Source organism: Streptomyces sp. NBC_00846 (assembly GCF_045207325.1).
GTDB lineage: Bacteria > Actinomycetota > Actinomycetes > Streptomycetales > Streptomycetaceae > Streptomyces.
The window spans coordinates 2,585,797-2,604,966 of sequence record NZ_CP108846.1 but is presented as its reverse complement, the minus strand read 5'-3'; the positions used below and the strand labels follow the sequence as shown (position 1 = coordinate 2,604,966).

At 70.0% G+C, this 19,170-nt stretch carries 20 protein-coding genes; 13 read left to right on the top strand and 7 right to left on the bottom strand.

What is annotated here, in order from left to right; all coding sequences use genetic code 11:
- The first annotated feature begins 132 nt into the window (after window positions 1–132).
- From OG936_RS12015 to OG936_RS12000, 4 genes are all read left to right on the top strand, one after another.
- A complete protein-coding gene (locus tag OG936_RS12015) occupies window positions 133–933 on the top strand; it encodes an ABC transporter permease (RefSeq protein WP_406494487.1) in 801 nt (266 codons plus the stop codon).
- A 37-nt stretch (window positions 934–970) separates the two neighbouring features.
- Window positions 971–1,816: an ABC transporter permease gene (locus OG936_RS12010; protein ID WP_406500410.1), complete on the top strand. Its 846-nt coding sequence runs from the start codon at window positions 971–973 to the stop codon at window positions 1,814–1,816.
- Between the two features lie 62 nt (window positions 1,817–1,878).
- Window positions 1,879–2,877 carry an ATP-binding cassette domain-containing protein gene (locus OG936_RS12005; RefSeq protein ID WP_406494485.1) on the top strand — a complete coding sequence of 333 codons (999 nt, stop codon included), beginning with the start codon at window positions 1,879–1,881 and terminating at the stop codon, window positions 2,875–2,877.
- Between the two features lie 60 nt (window positions 2,878–2,937).
- Window positions 2,938–3,633, top strand: coding sequence for a DUF1707 domain-containing protein (locus OG936_RS12000; protein ID WP_406500409.1), 696 nt, complete (start codon window positions 2,938–2,940; stop codon window positions 3,631–3,633).
- Between the two features lie 35 nt (window positions 3,634–3,668).
- Here OG936_RS12000 and OG936_RS11995 read toward each other — a convergent pair whose 3' ends face one another.
- Window positions 3,669–4,919, bottom strand: coding sequence for an SGNH/GDSL hydrolase family protein (locus OG936_RS11995; RefSeq protein ID WP_406494484.1), 1,251 nt, complete (start codon window positions 4,917–4,919; stop codon window positions 3,669–3,671).
- Window positions 4,920–5,065: 146 nt separating this feature from the next.
- Between OG936_RS11995 and OG936_RS11990 the strand changes: the two genes are divergently transcribed.
- A complete protein-coding gene (locus tag OG936_RS11990) occupies window positions 5,066–6,448 on the top strand; it encodes a DUF445 domain-containing protein (RefSeq protein ID WP_406494483.1) in 1,383 nt (460 codons plus the stop codon).
- A 66-nt stretch (window positions 6,449–6,514) separates the two neighbouring features.
- Here the strand turns inward: OG936_RS11990 and OG936_RS11985 are convergent, their stop codons facing one another.
- The gene (locus OG936_RS11985; protein WP_406500408.1) at window positions 6,515–6,817 is read right to left on the bottom strand and encodes a hypothetical protein; all 303 of its coding nucleotides are present in this window, start codon (window positions 6,815–6,817) and stop codon (window positions 6,515–6,517) included.
- Window positions 6,818–7,020: 203 nt separating this feature from the next.
- Between OG936_RS11985 and OG936_RS11980 the strand changes: the two genes are divergently transcribed.
- Genes OG936_RS11980 through OG936_RS11970 form a run of 3 tightly spaced genes read left to right on the top strand, consistent with a single transcriptional unit; the run spans window position 7,021 to window position 9,746 of the window.
- Window positions 7,021–8,592, top strand: coding sequence for an MFS transporter (locus OG936_RS11980; protein WP_406494481.1), 1,572 nt, complete (start codon window positions 7,021–7,023; stop codon window positions 8,590–8,592).
- Window positions 8,589–9,197 carry a TetR family transcriptional regulator gene (locus OG936_RS11975; RefSeq protein ID WP_406494480.1) on the top strand — a complete coding sequence of 203 codons (609 nt, stop codon included), beginning with the start codon at window positions 8,589–8,591 and terminating at the stop codon, window positions 9,195–9,197. Before OG936_RS11980 ends, OG936_RS11975 begins: the two co-directional genes overlap by 4 nt.
- Before the next feature lie 60 nt (window positions 9,198–9,257).
- Window positions 9,258–9,746, top strand: coding sequence for a hypothetical protein (locus OG936_RS11970; protein WP_406494478.1), 489 nt, complete (start codon window positions 9,258–9,260; stop codon window positions 9,744–9,746).
- Window positions 9,747–9,835: 89 nt separating this feature from the next.
- Here the strand turns inward: OG936_RS11970 and OG936_RS11965 are convergent, their stop codons facing one another.
- The gene (locus OG936_RS11965) at window positions 9,836–10,390 is read right to left on the bottom strand and encodes an NADPH-dependent FMN reductase (RefSeq protein ID WP_406494476.1); all 555 of its coding nucleotides are present in this window, start codon (window positions 10,388–10,390) and stop codon (window positions 9,836–9,838) included.
- Window positions 10,391–10,542: 152 nt separating this feature from the next.
- Entirely contained in the window at window positions 10,543–10,890 is a 348-nt protein-coding gene (locus tag OG936_RS11960) for a hypothetical protein (RefSeq protein ID WP_406494474.1), read from the bottom strand.
- Window positions 10,891–11,142: 252 nt separating this feature from the next.
- Between OG936_RS11960 and OG936_RS11955 the strand changes: the two genes are divergently transcribed.
- The gene (locus OG936_RS11955; protein WP_406494473.1) at window positions 11,143–11,487 is read left to right on the top strand and encodes a hypothetical protein; all 345 of its coding nucleotides are present in this window, start codon (window positions 11,143–11,145) and stop codon (window positions 11,485–11,487) included.
- Window positions 11,488–11,496: 9 nt separating this feature from the next.
- A complete protein-coding gene (cpt, locus tag OG936_RS11950) occupies window positions 11,497–12,030 on the top strand; it encodes a chloramphenicol phosphotransferase CPT (RefSeq protein WP_406494471.1) in 534 nt (177 codons plus the stop codon).
- Window positions 12,031–12,223: 193 nt separating this feature from the next.
- Here cpt and OG936_RS11945 read toward each other — a convergent pair whose 3' ends face one another.
- From OG936_RS11945 to OG936_RS11935, 3 genes are all read right to left on the bottom strand, one after another.
- Window positions 12,224–13,060 carry a hypothetical protein gene (locus OG936_RS11945; RefSeq protein WP_406494470.1) on the bottom strand — a complete coding sequence of 279 codons (837 nt, stop codon included), beginning with the start codon at window positions 13,058–13,060 and terminating at the stop codon, window positions 12,224–12,226.
- Between the two features lie 247 nt (window positions 13,061–13,307).
- Window positions 13,308–14,534, bottom strand: a complete 1,227-nt coding sequence (locus OG936_RS11940) for an MFS transporter (protein WP_406494469.1) — start codon at window positions 14,532–14,534, stop codon at window positions 13,308–13,310.
- Between the two features lie 114 nt (window positions 14,535–14,648).
- The gene (locus OG936_RS11935; protein ID WP_406494468.1) at window positions 14,649–14,960 is read right to left on the bottom strand and encodes an ArsR/SmtB family transcription factor; all 312 of its coding nucleotides are present in this window, start codon (window positions 14,958–14,960) and stop codon (window positions 14,649–14,651) included.
- 256 nt (window positions 14,961–15,216) lie between these two features.
- Here OG936_RS11935 and OG936_RS11930 point away from each other — a divergent pair, with 256 nt between their 5' ends.
- The 3 genes from OG936_RS11930 (at window position 15,217) to OG936_RS11920 (ending at window position 19,133) form a co-directional block, all read left to right on the top strand.
- Entirely contained in the window at window positions 15,217–16,020 is an 804-nt protein-coding gene (locus OG936_RS11930; protein ID WP_406494466.1) for an LPXTG cell wall anchor domain-containing protein, read from the top strand.
- Window positions 16,021–16,330: 310 nt separating this feature from the next.
- A complete protein-coding gene (locus OG936_RS11925; RefSeq protein WP_406494465.1) occupies window positions 16,331–17,674 on the top strand; it encodes an endonuclease domain-containing protein in 1,344 nt (447 codons plus the stop codon).
- Between the two features lie 421 nt (window positions 17,675–18,095).
- Window positions 18,096–19,133, top strand: coding sequence for a hypothetical protein (locus OG936_RS11920; protein WP_406494464.1), 1,038 nt, complete (start codon window positions 18,096–18,098; stop codon window positions 19,131–19,133).
- Window positions 19,134–19,170: the final 37 nt, after the last annotated feature.

Genomic DNA, 19,170 nt, shown 5'->3' with positions numbered 1-19,170 from the left:
TAGTGCCCTTTTCTGTGGAATAAGCACCGGATCGACCGCCAAAAGCGGTCGCGGCGGCTGCGTCCGGTGGACTAGGGTCTTGCGCTTTGGTGTCCAACGCCGTTGGGCGCCCGAGCACAGGGGGTGAATGCGGTGCGGCTGTACACGGTGGTGGCGGCGGGAGGGTTCCGGCGCTATGCCACATACCGGATGGCGACGGCGGCGGGAGTCTTCACCAACACCGTCTTCGGGTTCATCATGGCGTACGCCTATGTGGCGCTGTGGGACCAGCGTCCGCAGCTCGGCGGTTATGACATGTCTCAGGCGCTCACTTATGTGTGGCTGGGGCAGGCGCTGCTGATGACCTGCGCCATGATGGGCGGCGGTTTCGAGGACGAGCTGATCGAGCGGATTCGCACCGGCGATGTCGCGGTCGACCTCTACCGTCCCGTGGACCTCCAACTGTGGTGGATGGCAGGCGACTTGGGGCGGGCTGCGTTCCATCTGCTGGGCCGCGGCATCGTGCCGATGCTGCTGGGTTCGCTCGCTTTCGATCTGGCGCTGCCCGCCTCGCCGGGGATCTGGCTGGCCTTCCTCGTCTCGGTGACGCTCGGTGTCGTGGTCAGTTTCGCGATCCGCTATCTGGTGGCGCTCTCCGCGTTCTGGCTGCTGGACGGGGCCGGGGTGTCGCAGATGACGGCCCTGGCCGGGCTGTTCTTCTCCGGGATGCTGCTCCCGCTGACGCTGTTCCCCGGGGTGCTGGGCGACGTCGCGCGGGTGCTCCCGTGGTCCTCGCTGCTCCAGGTGCCGGCCGATGTGCTGCTCGGGAAGCGGACGGGCTGGGGGCTGGTGGAGGCGTACGCCTTCCAGGGTGGCTGGGCGCTGACGCTGCTGCTGGTGGGCCGGCTGGTGCAGTCGGTGGCGACGAGGAGGGTGGTGGTCCAGGGTGGCTGAGACGACGGCCGGTGCGGTGGAGGCGGCGGGGGCCGGGGTGGCGGATGCGCCCGAAGTGGTGTACGTCGAGCGGTCGAGGCTGGTCGAGGGAGTCCGGGCGTACGGGCTGATCGCGGCGATGTGGCTGCGTTCGACGATGGCGTACCGCGCCTCGTTCGCGATGACGGCGTTCGGGAACTTCGCGGCGACCGCCTTCGACTTCGTGGCGATTTTGCTGATGTTCTCGCACGTGGACGCGCTAGGCGGTTACACGTTGCCGGAGGTCGCGTTGCTGTACGGGGCCGCGGGCACCGCGTTCGGCCTCGCCGACCTGGTGCTGGGTTCGATGGACCGGCTGGGGCGGCGGGTGCGCGACGGCACGCTGGACACGCTGCTGGTACGTCCGGTGCCGGTGCTCGCGCAGGTCGCGGCGGACCGGTTCGCGCTGCGCAGGCTGGGGCGGATCACCCAGGGCGGGCTGGTGCTCGGGTACGCGCTGGTGACGCTGGACATCGCGTGGACGCCGCTGAAGGTGGTGATGATCCCGCTGATGCTGCTGAGCGGGGCGGCGATCTTCGCGGCGGTGTTCGTGGCCGGGGCGGCGTTCCAGTTCTTCGCCCAGGACGCCTCGGAGGTGCAGAACTCGTTCACGTACGGAGGGAACACGCTGCTCCAGTACCCGCCGTCGATCTTCGCGAAGGACCTGGTGCGCGGGGTGACGTTCGTGGTGCCGCTGGCGTTCGTGAACTGGCTGCCCGCGCTGTACGTGCTGGGCCGGGACTATCCGCTGGGCCTGCCGGACTGGGTGGCGTTCCTGCCCCCGGTGGTGGCGGGCCTGTGCTGGCTGCTCGCGGGTCTGGCCTGGCGCGTGGGGCTGCGCGCGTACCGCAGTACGGGCAGTTGACGAAACACCGAAGCGCGGCAGAGCAGGGCAGGGCAAACACAACGGCAGGGGTACTGGACGACATGAAATCCGACGTCGACACCGGCAGCGGCACCGACTTCATTCAGCTCGACAACGTCGAAAAGGTCTTCGACGTGCGTCGCAGGACCGGCTTCATGCGGGGTGAACGCCGCCAGGTGCGGGCGGTCGACTCCATCAGCTTCCGCGTCGCGCGCGGCGAGATGGTCGGCTACATCGGGCCGAACGGTGCCGGGAAGTCGACCACGATCAAGATGCTGACCGGCATCCTCACCCCGAGCGGCGGCCGGCTGCGGGTGGCGGGCATCGACCCGTCCAGGGAGCGGACGAGGCTGGCACACCGGATCGGTGTGGTATTCGGCCAGCGCACCACGCTCTGGTGGGACCTGCCGCTGCGCGACTCGTACCGGCTGATGCACCGGATGTACCGGATCCCCGACGCCCGCTACCGCGAGAACCTGGACCGCTGCGTCGAACTCCTCGACCTGGGCGAGCTGTTGGACGTGCCCGTACGGCAGCTGTCGCTCGGGCAGCGGATGCGCGGGGACATCGCGGCGGCGCTGCTGCACGATCCCGAGGTGCTGTACCTGGACGAGCCGACGATCGGCCTCGACGTCGTGTCCAAGGCCAAAGTCCGGGGGTTCCTGCGGGACTTGAATGCCGACCGCGGTACGACCGTGCTGCTCACCACCCACGATCTGACGGATATCGAGCAGCTCTGCAAGCGTGTGATGGTGATCGACCACGGCCGGCTCATGTACGACGGTGCGATCGCCGGGCTGCACGAGGTGGGGGAGAGTGAGCGGACGCTGGTGGTCGATCTGGAGCATCAACTCCCGCCGATCCGGCTGGAGTCGGTGCCCTCGGTGCGTACGGTGAAGGTGGAGGGGCCGCGCCAGTGGCTGGCCTTCCCGGCCTCGGAGTCGGCCGCGCCGCTGGTCGCCCGGATCGCCGCGGAGTATCCCCTGGTCGACCTGTCGGTGCGGGAGCCGGACATCGAGGCCGTGATCGCGAAGATGTACGTGTCGGCCACCGCCCAGTAGATCGGTGACGGGAGTGTGGGCGTTCAATAGGCTGAGCGCATGACAAGTGACCTCCCTGACATGCGCGCTTCCGATGCCGAGCGCGAGCGAGTCGCCGAGACCTTGCGCGAGGCGGTGGCCGAGGGCCGGCTGGAGATGGAAGAGTTCGAGCACCGGCTCGAAGCGGCCTACAAGGCGCGTACGCACGGGGAGCTGGAACCGCTCGTACGTGACCTCCCGGCGCCGGGCACGGCGGTGGCCCCGTTGGGTCCGGCCCCGGCAGCCGCGGCGACGGGTTCGGCGGTGCCCTGGGCGGACCGTATCGGCAAGCCCGCCACGTCGGGTGGTGCGTTCGCGTTCTGGGGCGGTTTCGGCCGCCGGGGTAACTGGACGGTGGGCCGGAAGTTCACCGCGTTCGCGATGTGGGGCGGCGGTGAGATCGACCTGCGCGAGGCCAACTTCGAGGACCGCGAGGTGGTCATCCGCTGCATCACGATCATGGGCGGTATGCAGGTGACGGTCCCGCCCGAGCTGAACGTGGAGGTCAGGGGCGTCGGCATCATGGGCGGTTTCGGCGAGCGCTCGAAGGACGAGGGAGTTCCGTCCCCCGACGCCCCGCGGGTGCGGGTCACCGGGTTCGCGCTGATGGGCGGCGTCGGCGTGGAGCGCAAGCGGAGCAAGGCGGAGAAGCGGCGGCTGAAGGACGCGGAGCGGGCGTGGGCGCTGGAACGGGAGCGGGAGCGCGGGCGGGGCCGGCTGGAGAAGGGCGAGGGCTGACGCGGCCTTCGCCATGGCCGGCCCCGGACCCGCCGTCAGAACTGGTCCGAGACGGGCCCGCTGTGGTGCAGGGCCGCGAGGTCCACCCGTGAACCCAGCCGCCGGTAGCCCGCGTCGTTCAGGTGGAGGTGGTCGCCGCTGTCGTAGGCGGGCAGCAGCCGGGTCGGGTGGAACGGGTCCCGGGCCGCCTCGTCGAAGTCGATGAACGAGTCGAAGACCCCGCCCGCCCGGATCAGCTCGTTGACCCGTTCCCGTACGGCGTTGCGCGCGGGAGTCCATGTGCGGTACCCCTCGTACGGCATCAGCGTCGCCCCGACGACCCGCAGCCCGCGTGCGTGGGCGCGCCGGGTCAGGGAGTGCAGGGCGTCCGCGATGCGCTGCGGGTCGGTTTCCTGCGGGAACTGCTGCACGTCGTTGATACCGAGCGCGATGACGACCGTCTTCACCCCGGCGACGTCCAGTACGTCGCGGTCGAAGCGGGCGCTCGCCCGTACGCCGCGGCCGTCGCGCAGGATGCGGTTGCCCGCGATGCCCGTGTTGACCACTCCGTACCGGCCGCCGAGCCGGTCGGCGAGCACGTCGGGCCAGCGGCTGTTCGCGTCGAGGGTGGAGCCGGAGCCCGAGGTGAGCGAGTCGCCGATCACGGCGATCGTTCCGGCGGCGGCCCCGTTGTGCACGTCGACGGCGGTGAGGTAGCGCCAGCTGGTGGTACGCCAGGTGCCCCGTTCGTCCTCCACGTATGACGTCTGGTGGGTGCCCTCGTGGACGGTGACGGGGCCTTCGGCGGTGGGGGTGCGCAGGGTGACGACGAGATCGGCGTCGGCGGCGACCGGGACGAGGACCGGGTCGCTGACGATCTGTCCGCCCGCGGCGATGGTCACGGCGCCCATGCCGCGGAACGTCACGGGGCGGGTGTTCACCGTGGCGTGGTCGATGACCAGCGGGTACGTACCGAAGAGGTTGGAGAGGGTGATGCGGGCCGCGTCGCCGCCGATGCTGGTGTGAACGACGTTACGTATGGTGCGCCGCCTCAGGTCGTTGCCGTGGTAGGTGTCGGTCACCCCGGCGGTGGGGGCCGCTGCCCAGGTGCCGAACCACAGGCCGGTGGAGTGAGCCGGTGCGGCGGGCTTACGGGCGAAGCCCCACGGGTCGGGTGCGGCGATCCGCTGCGACCGGGCGGCGGAGCCGGTGAAGAGCAGCGATCCGGCGAACGCCACACCGGCGGCGAGCACGGCGGTGCCCGCCACGAGGGCGATGTGCAGGGCGTACTGCTGGCGCCTGGGCATGAGCGGTGGTTCTCCTAGCAGTCGGTCGGGGTGATCCCATGATGAGGGAGGGCGTCGGGAACTCGACGTGCGGCCCGGGAGTAGGTCAGGTAGGGACAATGCGTACGGGACGCCGGGGGCGATGCGTACGCGGACGGGTGGAGCGGATGGAACGGATCGATCGGACCGGACCCGGGGAACAGGGTGCGGGGCAGCAGGGGCGTGCCCGGGAGCGGGTGGCGGGTGCGGCCCGTCCGGTGACCGGCGGCCGCCCGCCCTCCCTCGCCTCGTTCGCGTACACCGCTGCCGACGAGGAGAAGCGGCGCGGCGTTCGCAGGATGAAGACCACGGCCACGGGCCTCCTCCTGCTGGTCGCGCTGGTGTACGTCCTCGCCACCTGGGCGAAGAACGCGGGTGTGGGCGGCTGGCCGGGCTTCGTCGCCGCTGCCGCCGAGGCGGGGATGGTGGGTGCGCTGGCCGACTGGTTCGCCGTCACGGCGCTGTTCAAGCGTCCGCTCGGCCTGCCGATCCCGCACACCGCCATCATTCCCACCAAGAAGGACCAGCTCGGAGCCTCGCTGGGTTCCTTCGTCGGCGAGAATTTTCTCTCCGGTGATGTCGTACGCAGCCGCATACACGCTCTCGGTATCGGTGGCCGGGTCGGGGCCTGGCTGGCCGAGCCGGCCCACGCCGACCGGGTCACCGCTGAGCTGTCGACCGCGCTGCGCGGCGCGCTGACGGTGCTGCGGGACTCCGATGTGCAGGCCGTGGTGGGTGAGGCGATCACCCGGCGGGCCAACGCGGCGGAGATCGCTCCGGGGCTCGGCAAGATGCTGGAGAAGATCGTCGCCGACGGCGGCCACCGCAGGGTGGTGGACCTGATCTGTGTGCGCGCCCACGACTGGCTGGTGCTGCACGGCGATTCGGTGATGAACGCGGTGCAGGGCGGAGCGCCGGGCTGGACGCCGCGGTTCGTCGACAAGCGGGTGGGGGAGCGGGTCTACAAGGAGCTGCTGCGCTTCGTCACGGAGATGCGGGACATGCCAGGCCACCCGGCGCGCGCGTCGATCGACACGTTCCTGACGGACTTCGCGGCCGATCTCCAGACGGACGAGGACACCCGGGCGCGGGTGGAGCGGCTGAAGTCGGAGATCCTGGGGCGCGGTGAGGTCCAGGAGGTCATCGCTTCGGCCTGGTCGTCCGTACGCACGATGATCATCACGGCGGCGGACGACGAGCAGAGCGAGCTGCGGCTACGGGCGCGGGCCTCGTTGCTGACGTTCGGCGCGCGGCTGGCGACGGACGGGCGGATGCAGGCCAAGCTGGAGGGCTGGCTGGAGGACGCGGCGGTCTATGTCGTCACGACGTACCGCGCGGAGATCACCTCGCTGATCAGCGACACGGTCGCGGGCTGGGACGCGGCCCAGACGTCGAAGAAGATCGAGGCGCACATCGGCCGTGACCTGCAGTTCATCCGAATCAACGGCACGGTGGTGGGTGCGCTGGCGGGGCTGCTGATCTATACGGTGTCGCGGGCGCTGGGGGCGTAGGGGAGCTCGGACAGCGGGGGCGGGGTTTCAAAAGCCCCGCCCCTGTTCCGTACGCCCGTACGTGATTCAGGCGGCCCGGCGGGTGACCGCCCACGACGCGGCGGCCATGCTTCCCGCGACGGTGAACACGGCGGGCCAGGCGCCGACCTTCTTGGCCAGCGGGTGCGAACCGGCGAACGCGGCGACGTACGCGGTGGTCAGCCCGACGGCCGCGCGCGGTCCGGCCTGCCGGTTCCACTGGTACGCGGCGACCGCGCCCGCGGCGGCGAGGGCGACCCCGCCCAGCTGCCGTTTCTTGGTCCATCGTGCGACGGCGTACCCGCCGACCAGTCCGCTCGCCGCCACCGCCGCTGCCGGAACCTTCGCCATCGCAGCCACCTTCGCCTTCTTGTCCGAGTCGTCCGGGCCCGGAGCCCGGGTCTTCGAGGCTAACGCGGCGGCCGGACAAACGGTCGCCGAGGGGGTGTACATGCGTTTACCCTGGGGGTGAACGCATGTACACCCCTGCGTCGTTCCCTCGCGTGCGGCGCCCGCGCGCGGCACCCTTGCCGCCGAGCACCGTACGGAGAGCCATGCCCGCGGACATACCCGCCCCGCCCGCCGCCACCGACGAGACCCCGCACCCCCGCTTCGCCGTCGGCGTGCTGGCCTTCTGCGGTGTCGTGGTCGCGGTGATGCAGACGATCGTCGTACCCCTGCTCCCGCACATCCCGGCCCTGACCGGCGCCACCCCGGCCGCCGCCAGCTGGCTGGTCACCGTCACCCTGCTCACCGGCGCCGTGTTCACGCCCGTCCTGGGCCGGGTCGGCGACATGTACGGCAAGCGGCGGGTGCTCATCGCCTCGCTCATGGTGCTGGTGGCGGGCTCGGTCCTGTGCGCGGTCAGCTCCCACATCGGCGTACTGATCACCGGCCGCGCCCTGCAGGGTGCGGCGCTCGCCGTCGTCCCGCTGGGCATCAGTATCCTGCGCGACGAACTCCCGCCCGAGCGGGTGCTGTCCGCCGTGGCCCTGATGAGCTCGACGCTCGGCATCGGCGCGGCGGTCGGGCTGCCGGTCGCGGCTCTCGTCGTCGAGAACTTCGACTGGCACACGATGTTCTGGGTCTCGGGCGTGATCGGCGTCATCGACATCGTGCTGGTGCTGTGGTGCGTGCCGGAATCCCGGCTCCGCACCCGTGGCCGCTTCGACGCCGTCGGCGCGCTGGGGCTGTCCGGGGCCCTGGTCTGTCTGCTGCTCGCGGTCACCCAGGGCGCCGACTGGGGCTGGACGTCGGGCCGCACGGTCGGTCTGCTGGCGGCCGCCGTGGTGGTGGCGCTGCTCTGGGGGGCGTACGAGCTCCGCGTCCCGACGCCCATGGTCGACCTGCGGATCTCGGCCCGCCCTGCCGTCCTGCTCACCAACGTCGCCGCCCTGCTGATCGGCTTCGCCTTCTACGCCAACTCCCTGGTCACCGCGCAGATGGTGCAGGAGCCGAAGGAGACGGGATACGGGCTCGGCGCCTCGATCGTCGTCAGCGGACTGTGTCTGCTGCCGGGCGGCGTGATGATGGTGGCGCTCTCGCCGGTCTCGGCGCGGATCTCCGGAAGGTACGGCCCGAAGGTCAGCCTGGCGCTGGCGGCGGGTGTGATCGCCGCCGGATACGTGGTGCGGTACTTCACGAGCCACAGCCTCTGGCTGATCATCGCGGGTGCGACGGTCGTCGCCTCGGGCACGGCCATCGCGTATTCGGCGCTGCCCGCGCTGGTCATGCGCGGCGTGCCGGTCAGCGAGACGGGCGCGGCCAACGGCCTCAACACCTTGATGAGGTCGATCGGGCAGGCCTTCTGCAGCGCGACGGTGGCCGCGGTCCTCGCCGGCATCACGTTCGTGGCGGGCGGCAGGACGGCCCCGACGCTCCACGCCTACCAGGTGGTCTTCCTGATCGCGGCGGGCGCGGCGCTCGCGGCGCTGCTGGTCTCGCTGTGCCTGCCGGGCAGCCGTGCACCCGAGGCGGCAGGTACAGGTACGGGTACGGAGGCGGGGACGGGTACGGGTACGGTCGAAGGGAGCAGCCGCAACGTCGCGGGCGACCGGAAGGACGGCGTGCGGACGATGCCGGTCCGGGAGATCCGGGAGATCCGGGAGACTCAGGAGGGCGCATGATCAGCGGCCAGGCGACCGTACCGGGACCGGCGCCGGCGCCAGGACCGGTGCCGGGACCGACCGCGGCCGATCCGGGCACGGGCCGGGACGCGATCCTGCGCGCCGCGCGCCGGGCGTTCACACAGCGTCCGTACGCCGACGTGACCATCAGGGGCATAGCGGCCGACGCCGGGGTGAGCCCGTCCCTCGTCGTGAAGCACTTCGGCCGCAAGGAAGAACTCTTCAACACCGTCGCCGACTTCGGCCCCGCCGCCGCCGAACTCTTCGACGCCCCCCTCGACATGCTGGGCCGCCACATGGTGGTGACGCTGGTGCGCCGCCGCCGGGAACTGCAGTCCGACCCACTGCTGCGGGTCGTCTTCTCGCTCGGCAACCGCGACGAACGCTCCCTGCTGCGCGACCGTTTTCACGAACAGGTCACCGACTCCCTGGCCGCCCGCCTCCCCGGCCCCGAATCCACCCTGCGCGCCGAACTGATCGCCGGACACCTCCTCGGCCTCGGTGCCACTCTCAGCCTCCACCGCGAGGGCGCCGGCGCGGACGCCACCCCCGAACACATCGCGGACCTGTACGCGCCCGCGTTGCAGGCCCTGATCACGGGGTGAGGAACCGGCGACGCCGGCCCGGGCATGTAGGGTCTGGGCCATCCGGACGAGGGGGGCCTCATGTCCATCCGCACCCATGTGCGCGCCACCGCAACGGCCGTGGCCGCGGCAGCAGTTCTCGGGGCGGGCCTGGTGGGCTGCACCGGCGCGACCACGTCGCAGGGGCCGGGTGACGACGTTGCGAACGTGGCGCCGTCCGTGAACGCGTCGGTCATGGCCGAGGCGGCTGCTGACAGACCAGAGGCCGTACGCGACGCCTTCGCAGGCCTCCAGACGACGCTGAACGACACCTGCACCCCGGGATCGGCGAACTGCGCCTACTTCCTGGGCCGGGTGAACGACGAACTGGTCCGCCTGGAGAAGGCGATGAAGGCGGACGGCCAGGGCCCCGTCCACTTCAAGGAGCCGCTGGCCCGGATCAGCGACCTGCGCAAGACGCTGAACGGTGACACCTCCACGGACAACCTGGAGAAGCACCGCTCCGAACTGATCGGCACCCGCGACCGCATCAACACCTGGATGCAGAGCCACCCGGAGGACTACCGCTGACGCCCACCGGGCGACCGGGCGAGCGCCGACGGGGCGGGGGCGCCGACTCCGCGAGGCCGCCCACGCGGAGCCAGGACCCTACTCCTGCTCTACTCCTGCTCGGCTTCCGCGGCCCGCACCGTCAGCAGCCCGAGCGCCAGACCCAGCCGCTCGCGGGCGCCCGGATCGGTGATGATCCCGTCCGCGTCGACCGTGTCCCGGTCCACGGCGATCCGTACGCAGGCCGGCTCCACGATGTCGGCGCCCGTGTAGCGCAGCACCGTCCGCAGCGTGGCCTCCGCGCCCTGGCCACGGCCGGGGGCCGCGGCGTTCACCCAGGCGGTCGGCTTGTCGCAGATCTCGGTGGAGCCGACCGTCCAGTCCAGCAGATTCTTGAACGAACCGGGCAGGGTCCCCGCGTACTCCGGCGTGCAGACCAGAACGGCATCCGCCTCGTCGATCGCCGCGCGCAGCTCCGCCACCGGCCCCGGCAGTGGATCGGCGTCGTCATCGGGATTGAAGTGCGGGAGCGTCGCGAGTCCGCCGTAGAGAACGGTCCGTACGTCCGGGGGCGCCACGGCCCGCGCGGTGCGCAGCACGGTCTCGCTGGAGGAACCGCTGCGCAGACTTCCGGACAGCAAAAGGATCACACGTGGCGTCGCCATACCCGGTCAACCTGCGAAGACCGGGACTCATTCCCGTAACGACACCACCCCACCCGTTCCCGTGAACGACACCGCCCCGGTTCCCGTGAACGACACCGCCCCGGCACGAGCGCGGCGCGGCTCGTACCGGGGCGGACGGATCGGGGGGGGGATCAGCTGAAGACGACCGAGCGGAGCTTCAGCCGGCTGGTGGCGTGGCCGCCGTCGGGCCGGAGAGTGAAGTAGTCGCCCTGGCAGTTGGCACCGGTGAAGACCGTCGCGCTGGAGTCGGTGAAGTTCCACGGGGTGTGCGCCGGGTTCGACGAAGCGGGGTCGGCGACCTCGGGCAGGGTGATGCACATCTGGCTCGGCGGGTCGATGAGGAAGCCGAGCTGCGGAGAGCCGTCGAGACCGGAGTACGTGTACGTGAAGTCGCCGGAGGCCGCACCGGCCGAGGTCGGCACGGTCACGATGAGTGCGAGCGCGCCGAAGGCGGCAGCCACGGTGGAACGAAGACGCATGAGGGCACTCCTTGTGCGGGGGGAAGCGGAAACGGCCCAAGTGTGAGCTCCTGAACTGCGGCTAATTCCGAATGTGGGGTGCCTTCACCCGGACGGGATCCGCTGAATCGGTTCTGCCGACGGCCATGTAGGTCATGCGTGTGACCTGCGGAGTTGACCACCGAGAGGCGGGGGCCGTCGATCCTGTCTCGCGGCGGAGGATCGTGCGGCTCGCCGGGAACTTCCACGGAGCAGCCGGCGTCTCTAGTGATCATGAGGGAACACGTTGAAACGCTGAGTGGTACCGGGGTGGCCCTGGCCGGTGGATTCGTAGGGCTGCTGGGATGGGCCGCGGATGCCGAACTCCGGGCGCGCGCCGGATTCGAAGCAGGGCCGGACTGGAGCGTGCTGTACGCGGAGCTTCCGCTGACCGTTCTCGTCGGAGTGGTAGCCGCTTTGGCAGCGTGGTTTCTGCCCAGGCGATGGGTGATCAGGCCGTCCGTTACCGGCTACGCAGGCCGCGTCGCGCTCGTCGCCATGGTGCTGGCCGGATTCTGGCTGGCCGTCCAGGGCTGGTACGCAGGACTGCCCGAGCCAATGCCGGACCACAAGCCTTAGCGTGGCCCGATGAAGACGCAGATGATTGTGCTCAACGGAGGCTCCAGCTCGGGGAAGTCCGGGATCGCCCGGTGCCTTCAGGCGGTGCTGCCGGACTCGTGGCTGACCTTCGGGGTCGACACGCTGGTCGACGCGATGCCCGCGGCCATGCGCGCGTCGGACGCGGGCATCGAGTTCGCTCCCGACGGGGAGGTCATCGTCGGCCCCGAGTTCCGTACGTTGGAGACGGCGTGGATCGAGGGCGTCGCCACGATGGCGCGGATAGGAGCCGGAGTCATCGTCGACGAGGTGTTCCTCGGCGGCGCGGCCTCCCAGCAGCGATGGCAGAAAGCCCTCGGGGGGCTGCGGGTGCTGTGGGTCGGCGTCCGGTGCGAGAGCGCCGTCGCAACGGCCCGGGAGATCGCGCGAGGTGACCGGGTCCCCGGCATGGCGGCCGCACAGGCGGACGTGGTCCACCGGGGCGTGACCTACGACCTGGAAGTGGACACGACGCGGAGCGAGTCCATGGAGTGCGCGAGGATCATCGCCGCCCATATGGAGTGACCGGGCGCAGCTCACCACCCCCGTGATCATTTTCGGCCACAGCACTACAGTTCGCAGGGTTACAGCCCTGCCCGTGACAACCTTCGCCCCCGTGAGGGCCTTCGCCCCGTGACGGCCTTCGCCCCCGTGACGGCCTGCGGGCCGTGACGGGGGCGGTTCCCAGTGATTGCTTCTGATGCCCTTGCGGGAGGCGTCAGTTGGCAGGTGCCTGGTAGAGGCCCCGGCCGGCGCGGTGGGCCCGGGAGGTGGCGACGAGCCGGTCGAGGGTGCTGCGTACCGTGTTGATGCTGTTGGGGGTGAGCTCACGCCCCAGCGCCTTCGTGACTTCGCGGGCGCGGACGGGGGTGTCGCCGAACGTCGCCAGCACCTTCATGGCCATCTCGGTGAGGTTGCCGCTGTCGTCGACGACCGGTGCTGCGGGCGCCGCCTTCTTCGGCGCCTTGGCCTTGGCGGGCTTGGTGGCGGCCTTGGTGGCCTTGACGGCCACAGCGGGCTTGGCGGCGGGCTTGGCCGCGGTCTTGGTGTCCTTGACGGCGACGGCCTTCTTGGCCTGGCCACGCGTGGTCTTCGGCTTGGCAGGAGCCTGCTTGCCGGCCTTGGACGCGGGCGCCTTACGGGCGGTGCGGCGCGCCGGGGCCGCCGCCGCTGCCTGCTCCTGCGGGGCTTCTGCCTGGACCGCGGTGTCGATGGACTCCTGCGCCTGACGCGGAATCCGGGGAGCGACAACGTTCTTCGCCCCGGCCGCGGTCTCTGCGGTGACGTCCTCAGCCTCGACGTCCCCCGCCGGGACGTCCGCGACCTTGTTGCCCTCGGCCCGGATGTCCTCCGCCTCCGTGTTCGAGGAGGGAACAGGAGCAGCGGACAGCACACGCAGAGCCGTCAGCGCGGTACGCACCGACTCCAGGCGCTCGGTGACTGTCGCGAGTTCCTTTTCGAGGGTCTGCTGGTGCTGCTCCAGACGCGGAAGTTCCGCCTGCAGTACGGCAGTCGTGGCTTCGATGGTGTCGAGAGTCTTGGTCTCGGAGGTCATGTTGTCGCCCTTCTTTCTCGGCCGACCGTTGGTGACCGATGTGTTGCAGCGTAAGGGGCGTTGTGTTGTGGCCGGAAATCGACGCATCTGCGCGACCGTCCCGGAGCCGCTTTCCGCACCGACGGCCAGTCTCCTGAAACACCCCGCCGGGCGTCCTGCAGACCGGTCGCGAGCCACTCGTTCGGCCCCTGCTGTCCAGTCGGCGCCGTCAGCCCCGCTCGCCGCCGTCGGCCCCCGCTCGCCGCCGTCAGCCGCCGCTCTTCCCGGCACCGCCACGCGAGGCGGCCTCCGCCATGCGCGCCGTCGTGCCGGCACCGTCCGGAGCGCCGGAGCGGTCCAGTCCCAGCCGCAGCAACGTGGCAAGCAGGGCGGCGCATGCGAATCCCACTCCTGCCCAGGGGAGTTGGCGTGCACCGTACGCGGCCATGACCCAGCCCCCGACCGCGGTTCCGACGGTGATGCCGAGGTTCGAGAACGAGATGAAGAGGCTGTTGCCGAACTCGGGCGCGTCGACGGCGTCCCTCCCCAGCCAGCTCTGGCTCACGACGAGCCCGCCGGAGTGCACGGCGCCCCAGACCAGCACCGCCAGGACCATCGGCGCGAACAGCGGGCCGACGGCGTACAGGAGCACGTAGAGGAGCAGACACAGGACGGGGTAGGCGACCACCGTACGAATCAGGTTGCGCCGCAGCAGCCCACCGAAGGCGAAGTTCCCGAGGACCATGACGATGCCGAACGCCATCAGCATGGCGCTGACCCAGGTGCCGTCCATGTGCGTGACCTGGCCCAGGTACTCGGCGAAGTAGCCGTAGACCGAGAACATCGCCGCGAAGACGAGGACCACCGACGCGATGGTCAGCCACATCCCGGGCCGCTTGAGAACGCTCAACTGCTCACTGTAGGAAACCCGTTGACCGACAGGAATCGGCGGCACGAACCGCAGGATGCCGAGGAAGGCGATCAGATTGACGAGCGCACCGAACCAGAACGCCGACGCCAGGGACACGTGCTCGGCCAGGTACGAGGTCAGCGGCACACCAAAAGCGAAGCCGACGGTGACTCCGCCGAACACGGTCGTCGTGGCCCGGGTCGCGTCTTCGGCGGGCACCAGCCGCGCGGCGGTCGCGAGCGCGACAGCGAAGAACACCGGATGGAAGAGGGCGGGGACGACGCGGAAGGCCAGCATCACCTCGTACCGCGTGGTGAGTGCGTAGACGGCATTGGAGACGGCGAACACCGCGATCGCGGCGGCAAGCACCTTCTTGCGGTCGACGCGGGAGGCAAGCAATGTGGTGAACGGCCCGGACACGGCTATGACCAGGGCAAAGGCCCCGACGAGCCACCCCGCGGCGGACGGCGTGACTCCGAGCTCCGCCGAGACCCGGGGGAGCACGCCGACCATGCCCATCTCGGTGGTGATGATCCCGAACACGCCCAGGGCGAGCACCAGGACGGTGGGGGAGGCCTTTCTCATTGCGAGACCTTTCGTCAAATCTAGAAAAATAGATATGTGCGCGGGGTAGGCGTGTGGGAGCCGGGCGGGCTGTCGGGCGAGGTGTCGGATGAGGTGGGGTGGGTAGCGGGCGGGCTACAGCTCGTCGCGGACGTGCGCGGCGAACTCGGCGATCACCGTCTCGTTGCGGCGGTAGTACGTCCACTTGCCGATGCGTTCCGAGGTGAGCAGCCCCGCGTCCTTCAAGGTCTGCAAGTAGCCGGACACCACCGACTGTGCCAGCCCGGCCTGCTTCTGGATGTCCCCGACGCACACGCCGATATGGAAGCCGAGGCCCTGCTGCCGGTAGGAGTTCTCGTCGAAGTACTTCGACGGTTCCTTGAGCCACCGCATGAACTGCAGGCGTGCGGGGTTGGCGAGTGCCTTGTATACGGCCAGGGGGTCCACCGGTCCGCCTTTCCATGTCCTCCGAGGGAATGTATCTAGCTTTCGCGATATGTAGCGGCGAGTCAAATCGCGCCGGGGGCGGTGCCAGGAGCGCACCCGGAACCCGCAGGCCCAATCGTTATGTGGGACTAATAGGGCAAGCGATGCACCATGTGACACAAGTGGTCAGAAGCGCATTGACGGGGTGTGTGTGATCACAGGAAGCTGGTCGATCCACCCCCCACGGCAGCCCTTTCATTCAACCGTTGGATTGCCCATGCGCACAGTTGCTTCCGCAGGCACGCTCACGGCCGCCGTCACCGCGGCCCTGCTGCTTGCCCCTACGGCGTACGCCACCGCACCCGGCGACAACGGCACCGTGAAGATCCACGATGCCGCGACCGGTGAGGAGCTTCGTAAGAACGAGCCTCACGTGTGCACCTTCTATCTCGACGCCTTCGGTTTCGATGCCGGCCAGAACGTCGACTGGCGCATCGAAGCCTGGGCCCCGACCGCCCACGTCAAGGGCGAGACCGTGAAAACCGGTTCGCTGAAGCTCGACGGCAAGGGACACCTCCGTTCGGAGGACCAGTCCTTGCCCGACGGCCACTACAAGCTGTTCTGGAACTTCGACGGCGAGCACGGCAAGGCCAAGCACAAGGTCTTCTGGGTCGACTGCAACGACGACTCGAAGCCCGGCGGCGGTAAGCCGGGCGAGGAGAAGCCGGGCGAGGAGAAGCCGGGCGAGGAGAAGCCGGGCGAAGAGAAGCCCGGCGAAGAGAAGCCCGGCGAGGTCACCCCGTCGGATTCGGCCACCGAGCCGGGCTCCGTCACCCCGTCCACCCCGACGCAGCCGGGCGAGGCACCCGCCTCGTCCGCCCCCGAGGGCACGACAGAGACGCCCTCGGCTGCGGCTTCGGCCTCCGCCCCCTCCGCGACGTCGCCGTCCGCCCACAGTGAGGGCGACCTCGCCGAGACCGGTAACGGCGCGCCCGTTGCCCTGCTGTCCGCAGTGGCCGCAGCGCTCGTCGCGGCCGGCGGCTTCCTGGTGATCCGCCGTCGCAAGGCACAGCAGCACTGAATTGATACGCATCGGAGCCCCCGTGCTCCGTAGTCGGTGAGCTCGACGTTCGACCTCTGCCCGTGGTCAGCCCCTTGGCTGACCACGGGTTTTGAGGTTCTAGGGGACTCTGTTGCTCAATTCGTCTGGGCTCGGGACCGCTGATACGCGAGGGCGGGTTGCCCGGTTCTTGACGTTCTGGTGGTGAGGCTATGGGCACGGGAGGTGCTGACGAACCAGATGGCTCAGGAATATGGAGTTGCGGGCGGCGGCCCGGCTGACCGAGGCGCTTGGGACCCGTTGCCGCGTTGCAGGCCGTTAGCCTGTCGGTATGTCAGAGCGTGTCATGCCCGGTCGCACGGGCGGCCTGATCACCCTGGTTGCCGCGGACGCTCTGTGGGTCGATTTGACGGCCGACAGTGCTGTGCCGACGGCTTCTGGGGCATTCACCTGCTCTCCTGCCCGTGCCCGGGTGGGGTACGTCCTGCTCGGCGGCCATGTGGTGGCGACGGTGAGGGCGAGCGGCGGTCAGTGGAGTGTTCCGGAGGTTGAGGTGCGCCGGGCGGCCGCGGAACTGAACGCGGTTGGGATGGATCGGCAAGACCTCGTCCGCATCGGTCCGTTTCGTGGGGCGCCGAGGCAGGAGTGCAACGAGGAAACGCCGCTGCGTTGGCGCCGGCGCATCACGGGGGAACTGCAGGAGCTGGGCGGCCCCGAGCGGGCAGCACGACGTGAAGTCGGCCGGCCGTACCATCTGGCGGGGATCGACTGGCGACAGATACTCGTGGAGCAGGCCCGCGACGGGACGCAGCGCACGTGGTGGCTGCCGCGCGCTGTGGTCAGGCTGCTGGACGCGGCCGAGCACGCCGAAACGCAGTGGGTGCAAGCCGCGCGGACCCGCCAGGCAAGCGCAGCCGTCACCGAGCCGCCCTCCCACCCCCGCCAGGCCCGAGACGCCGGCGGTCGGCAGACGACGAGCCCCGAGGGCCCCACCGCCTCACTGCGCCCGTACAACAAAGAGCTGGAAGGCCAGCTGTACTCGGTACTCAGCAGGAAGCCCGGCACCTCCCGCAAGGTGGCCGGGTGGGCATGCGCCGTCTGCCGCACCGCACCCGCCACCGTGCTCGACCACTGCCACGAACACGGCTACGTCCGCGCCCCCCTCTGCCAGTCCTGCAACACACAGGAACGCCCCGACCACCTGTACAGCAACGACATCCGCGTGGCGAACCGCTACACCCGCCTCTTCCACACCGACACCGACGACTGGCTCCGCCACTGGCACCGCTGCCCCGGCTGCCGCGCACGCACCACCCTGCCCCTGCCACACCTCGCCGCATGGACCGCCCACATAGCCTGCCGATCGCTGCGCCCGACCCACCGCGCCCCCCGCGGGCGCAAGCCCTGCGGTGTCCTGCGCGTGTCCTGGACGGGCAGTCAGAACGCGCCCCGTTCCTGCCTGCTCACTGTCGCCGTCGACTTCTGCCCTTCCGGCGAGCACCGTGTCCTGGCGCGAGTCCCCTACCGCGAAGCCGCCGAGCGGTTTCGTGCCTGGTTGGCCGAGACGGCCCCTGCCGTGGCCGCCGCGGCCGGTCCTGACCGCCTGGACGGCCTCCCTGCCCAGTCCCGGCCAGTCATCGTGGACACCAGCGGCGAGGACCTGGAACTGTTTTGAGCGGGCACCGGGAGACCTGACAACCTCACCGTCGCCTCGCAGCTGCTGGCCCCCGACACGGTCACCCCGCACGCCCCAGCGAAATGCGCAGCAGAGTCCAAGGGGCCGGCCGGGCGCCGCAGAAGTGATCAACGACTACGTGCGGTCCGGGTGCGGCGTTCGAGGGTGCGCCGGTAGTCCGGGAACCGGGCCTTGGCCCGGCGGCGCGGTGTGCGGGCAACGCGTTTTGTTCCCGACCCGTTTTCGACGCTCAGACCGGCGCTGATGCGAAGTCCCATTCGCGTGGCGGCACATGAAGAAGGTGCGGTACGGTGACGAAGTCATCACCCTCTGTGTGTCACTGCACACATAGGGCGGCCCCCGGCGGTGCTGGAACACCATCCGAGGGCCTACACCACCAGTGGAAAGAGCCCCACCGGAAATGCTGCGTCATGCTATCGCGCCGTCCGCGCGCTTCACGAAGGCATCGCACGATGTCGTACGCCACTCGCGTCTGGGCAGTGACGCGAAGATCCTGCTCCTGTACGTCCAGGGCCTGCCCGACGATGCCACGTACAAGCCGTTGAGCGAACTCGCCCGCAAGCTGGGCATCAAGGGCCGCGCGTACCAGAAGGCGAAGGAACAGCTCGTCGAGCACGGGTACGTCCACGAGTGGCGCAGCCAGGGCGACGGCGGCCGCTGGCTCACCGAGCAACTCGTCGCGAACAACCCCCTGACGAGCGAGCAGGCACGACACCTGCGAGGCACCCCACCCCCGCCCGCACCCAAGCCCGCACTCGCACCAGTACTCTCACCCGCGCCCGCGATCGGGCCACCGAGTACGCACTTTCCGACGGTCGGCGAACCGGCTCCTCGGACGGTCGGTGGCTATAAACCCGCAGAAGACCACGGTGATAAGACCACTCCCCACCCACCCCCCGAACCCGAGCAAGCACCCGGCCCCACCCCGGAACGGGCACCCGAACCGACCCCACCACCTCCAACTCCACCTACGCCAACCCCACTCCCCACCCAACTCGCCGCAGCGGAACGGGTCCTGCTCTCCCTGCGCCACTCCCGCCGCGAACTCCACCTGGGCTTACGCGAAGCCCGCGCCCTCGCCGTGGAGGCCGTCAAATGGCTGGAGCGCGGCGTGAGCGAATCCGACCTGCGCCATGCCCTGCTCGCCGAACGCCCCGACAACGGCGTCCGCTCAGCAGTCGGCTTCCTGCGCTACCGCCTCATCCAGAAACTCCCCGAACCCCCGGTCCAGCACCAGCCCTACGAACGCCCACCCCTGCCCGAACTGACCGAATGCACCGGCCTCGGCGACCCACACGTCTTCCGCCCCCTGTACGGCGAATCCGAATGCCCCTCCTGCCGCCACGCCGCCGCCCACCCCGAAACCGAACCCATCTCCTGGCGCGAACGCATCGCCAGAATCAACGGCACACCAACACCCCTGCCTGCTGAGGCCTGACCTCGCCCGCGACCAACTGGGTGACGTGACGCACTCA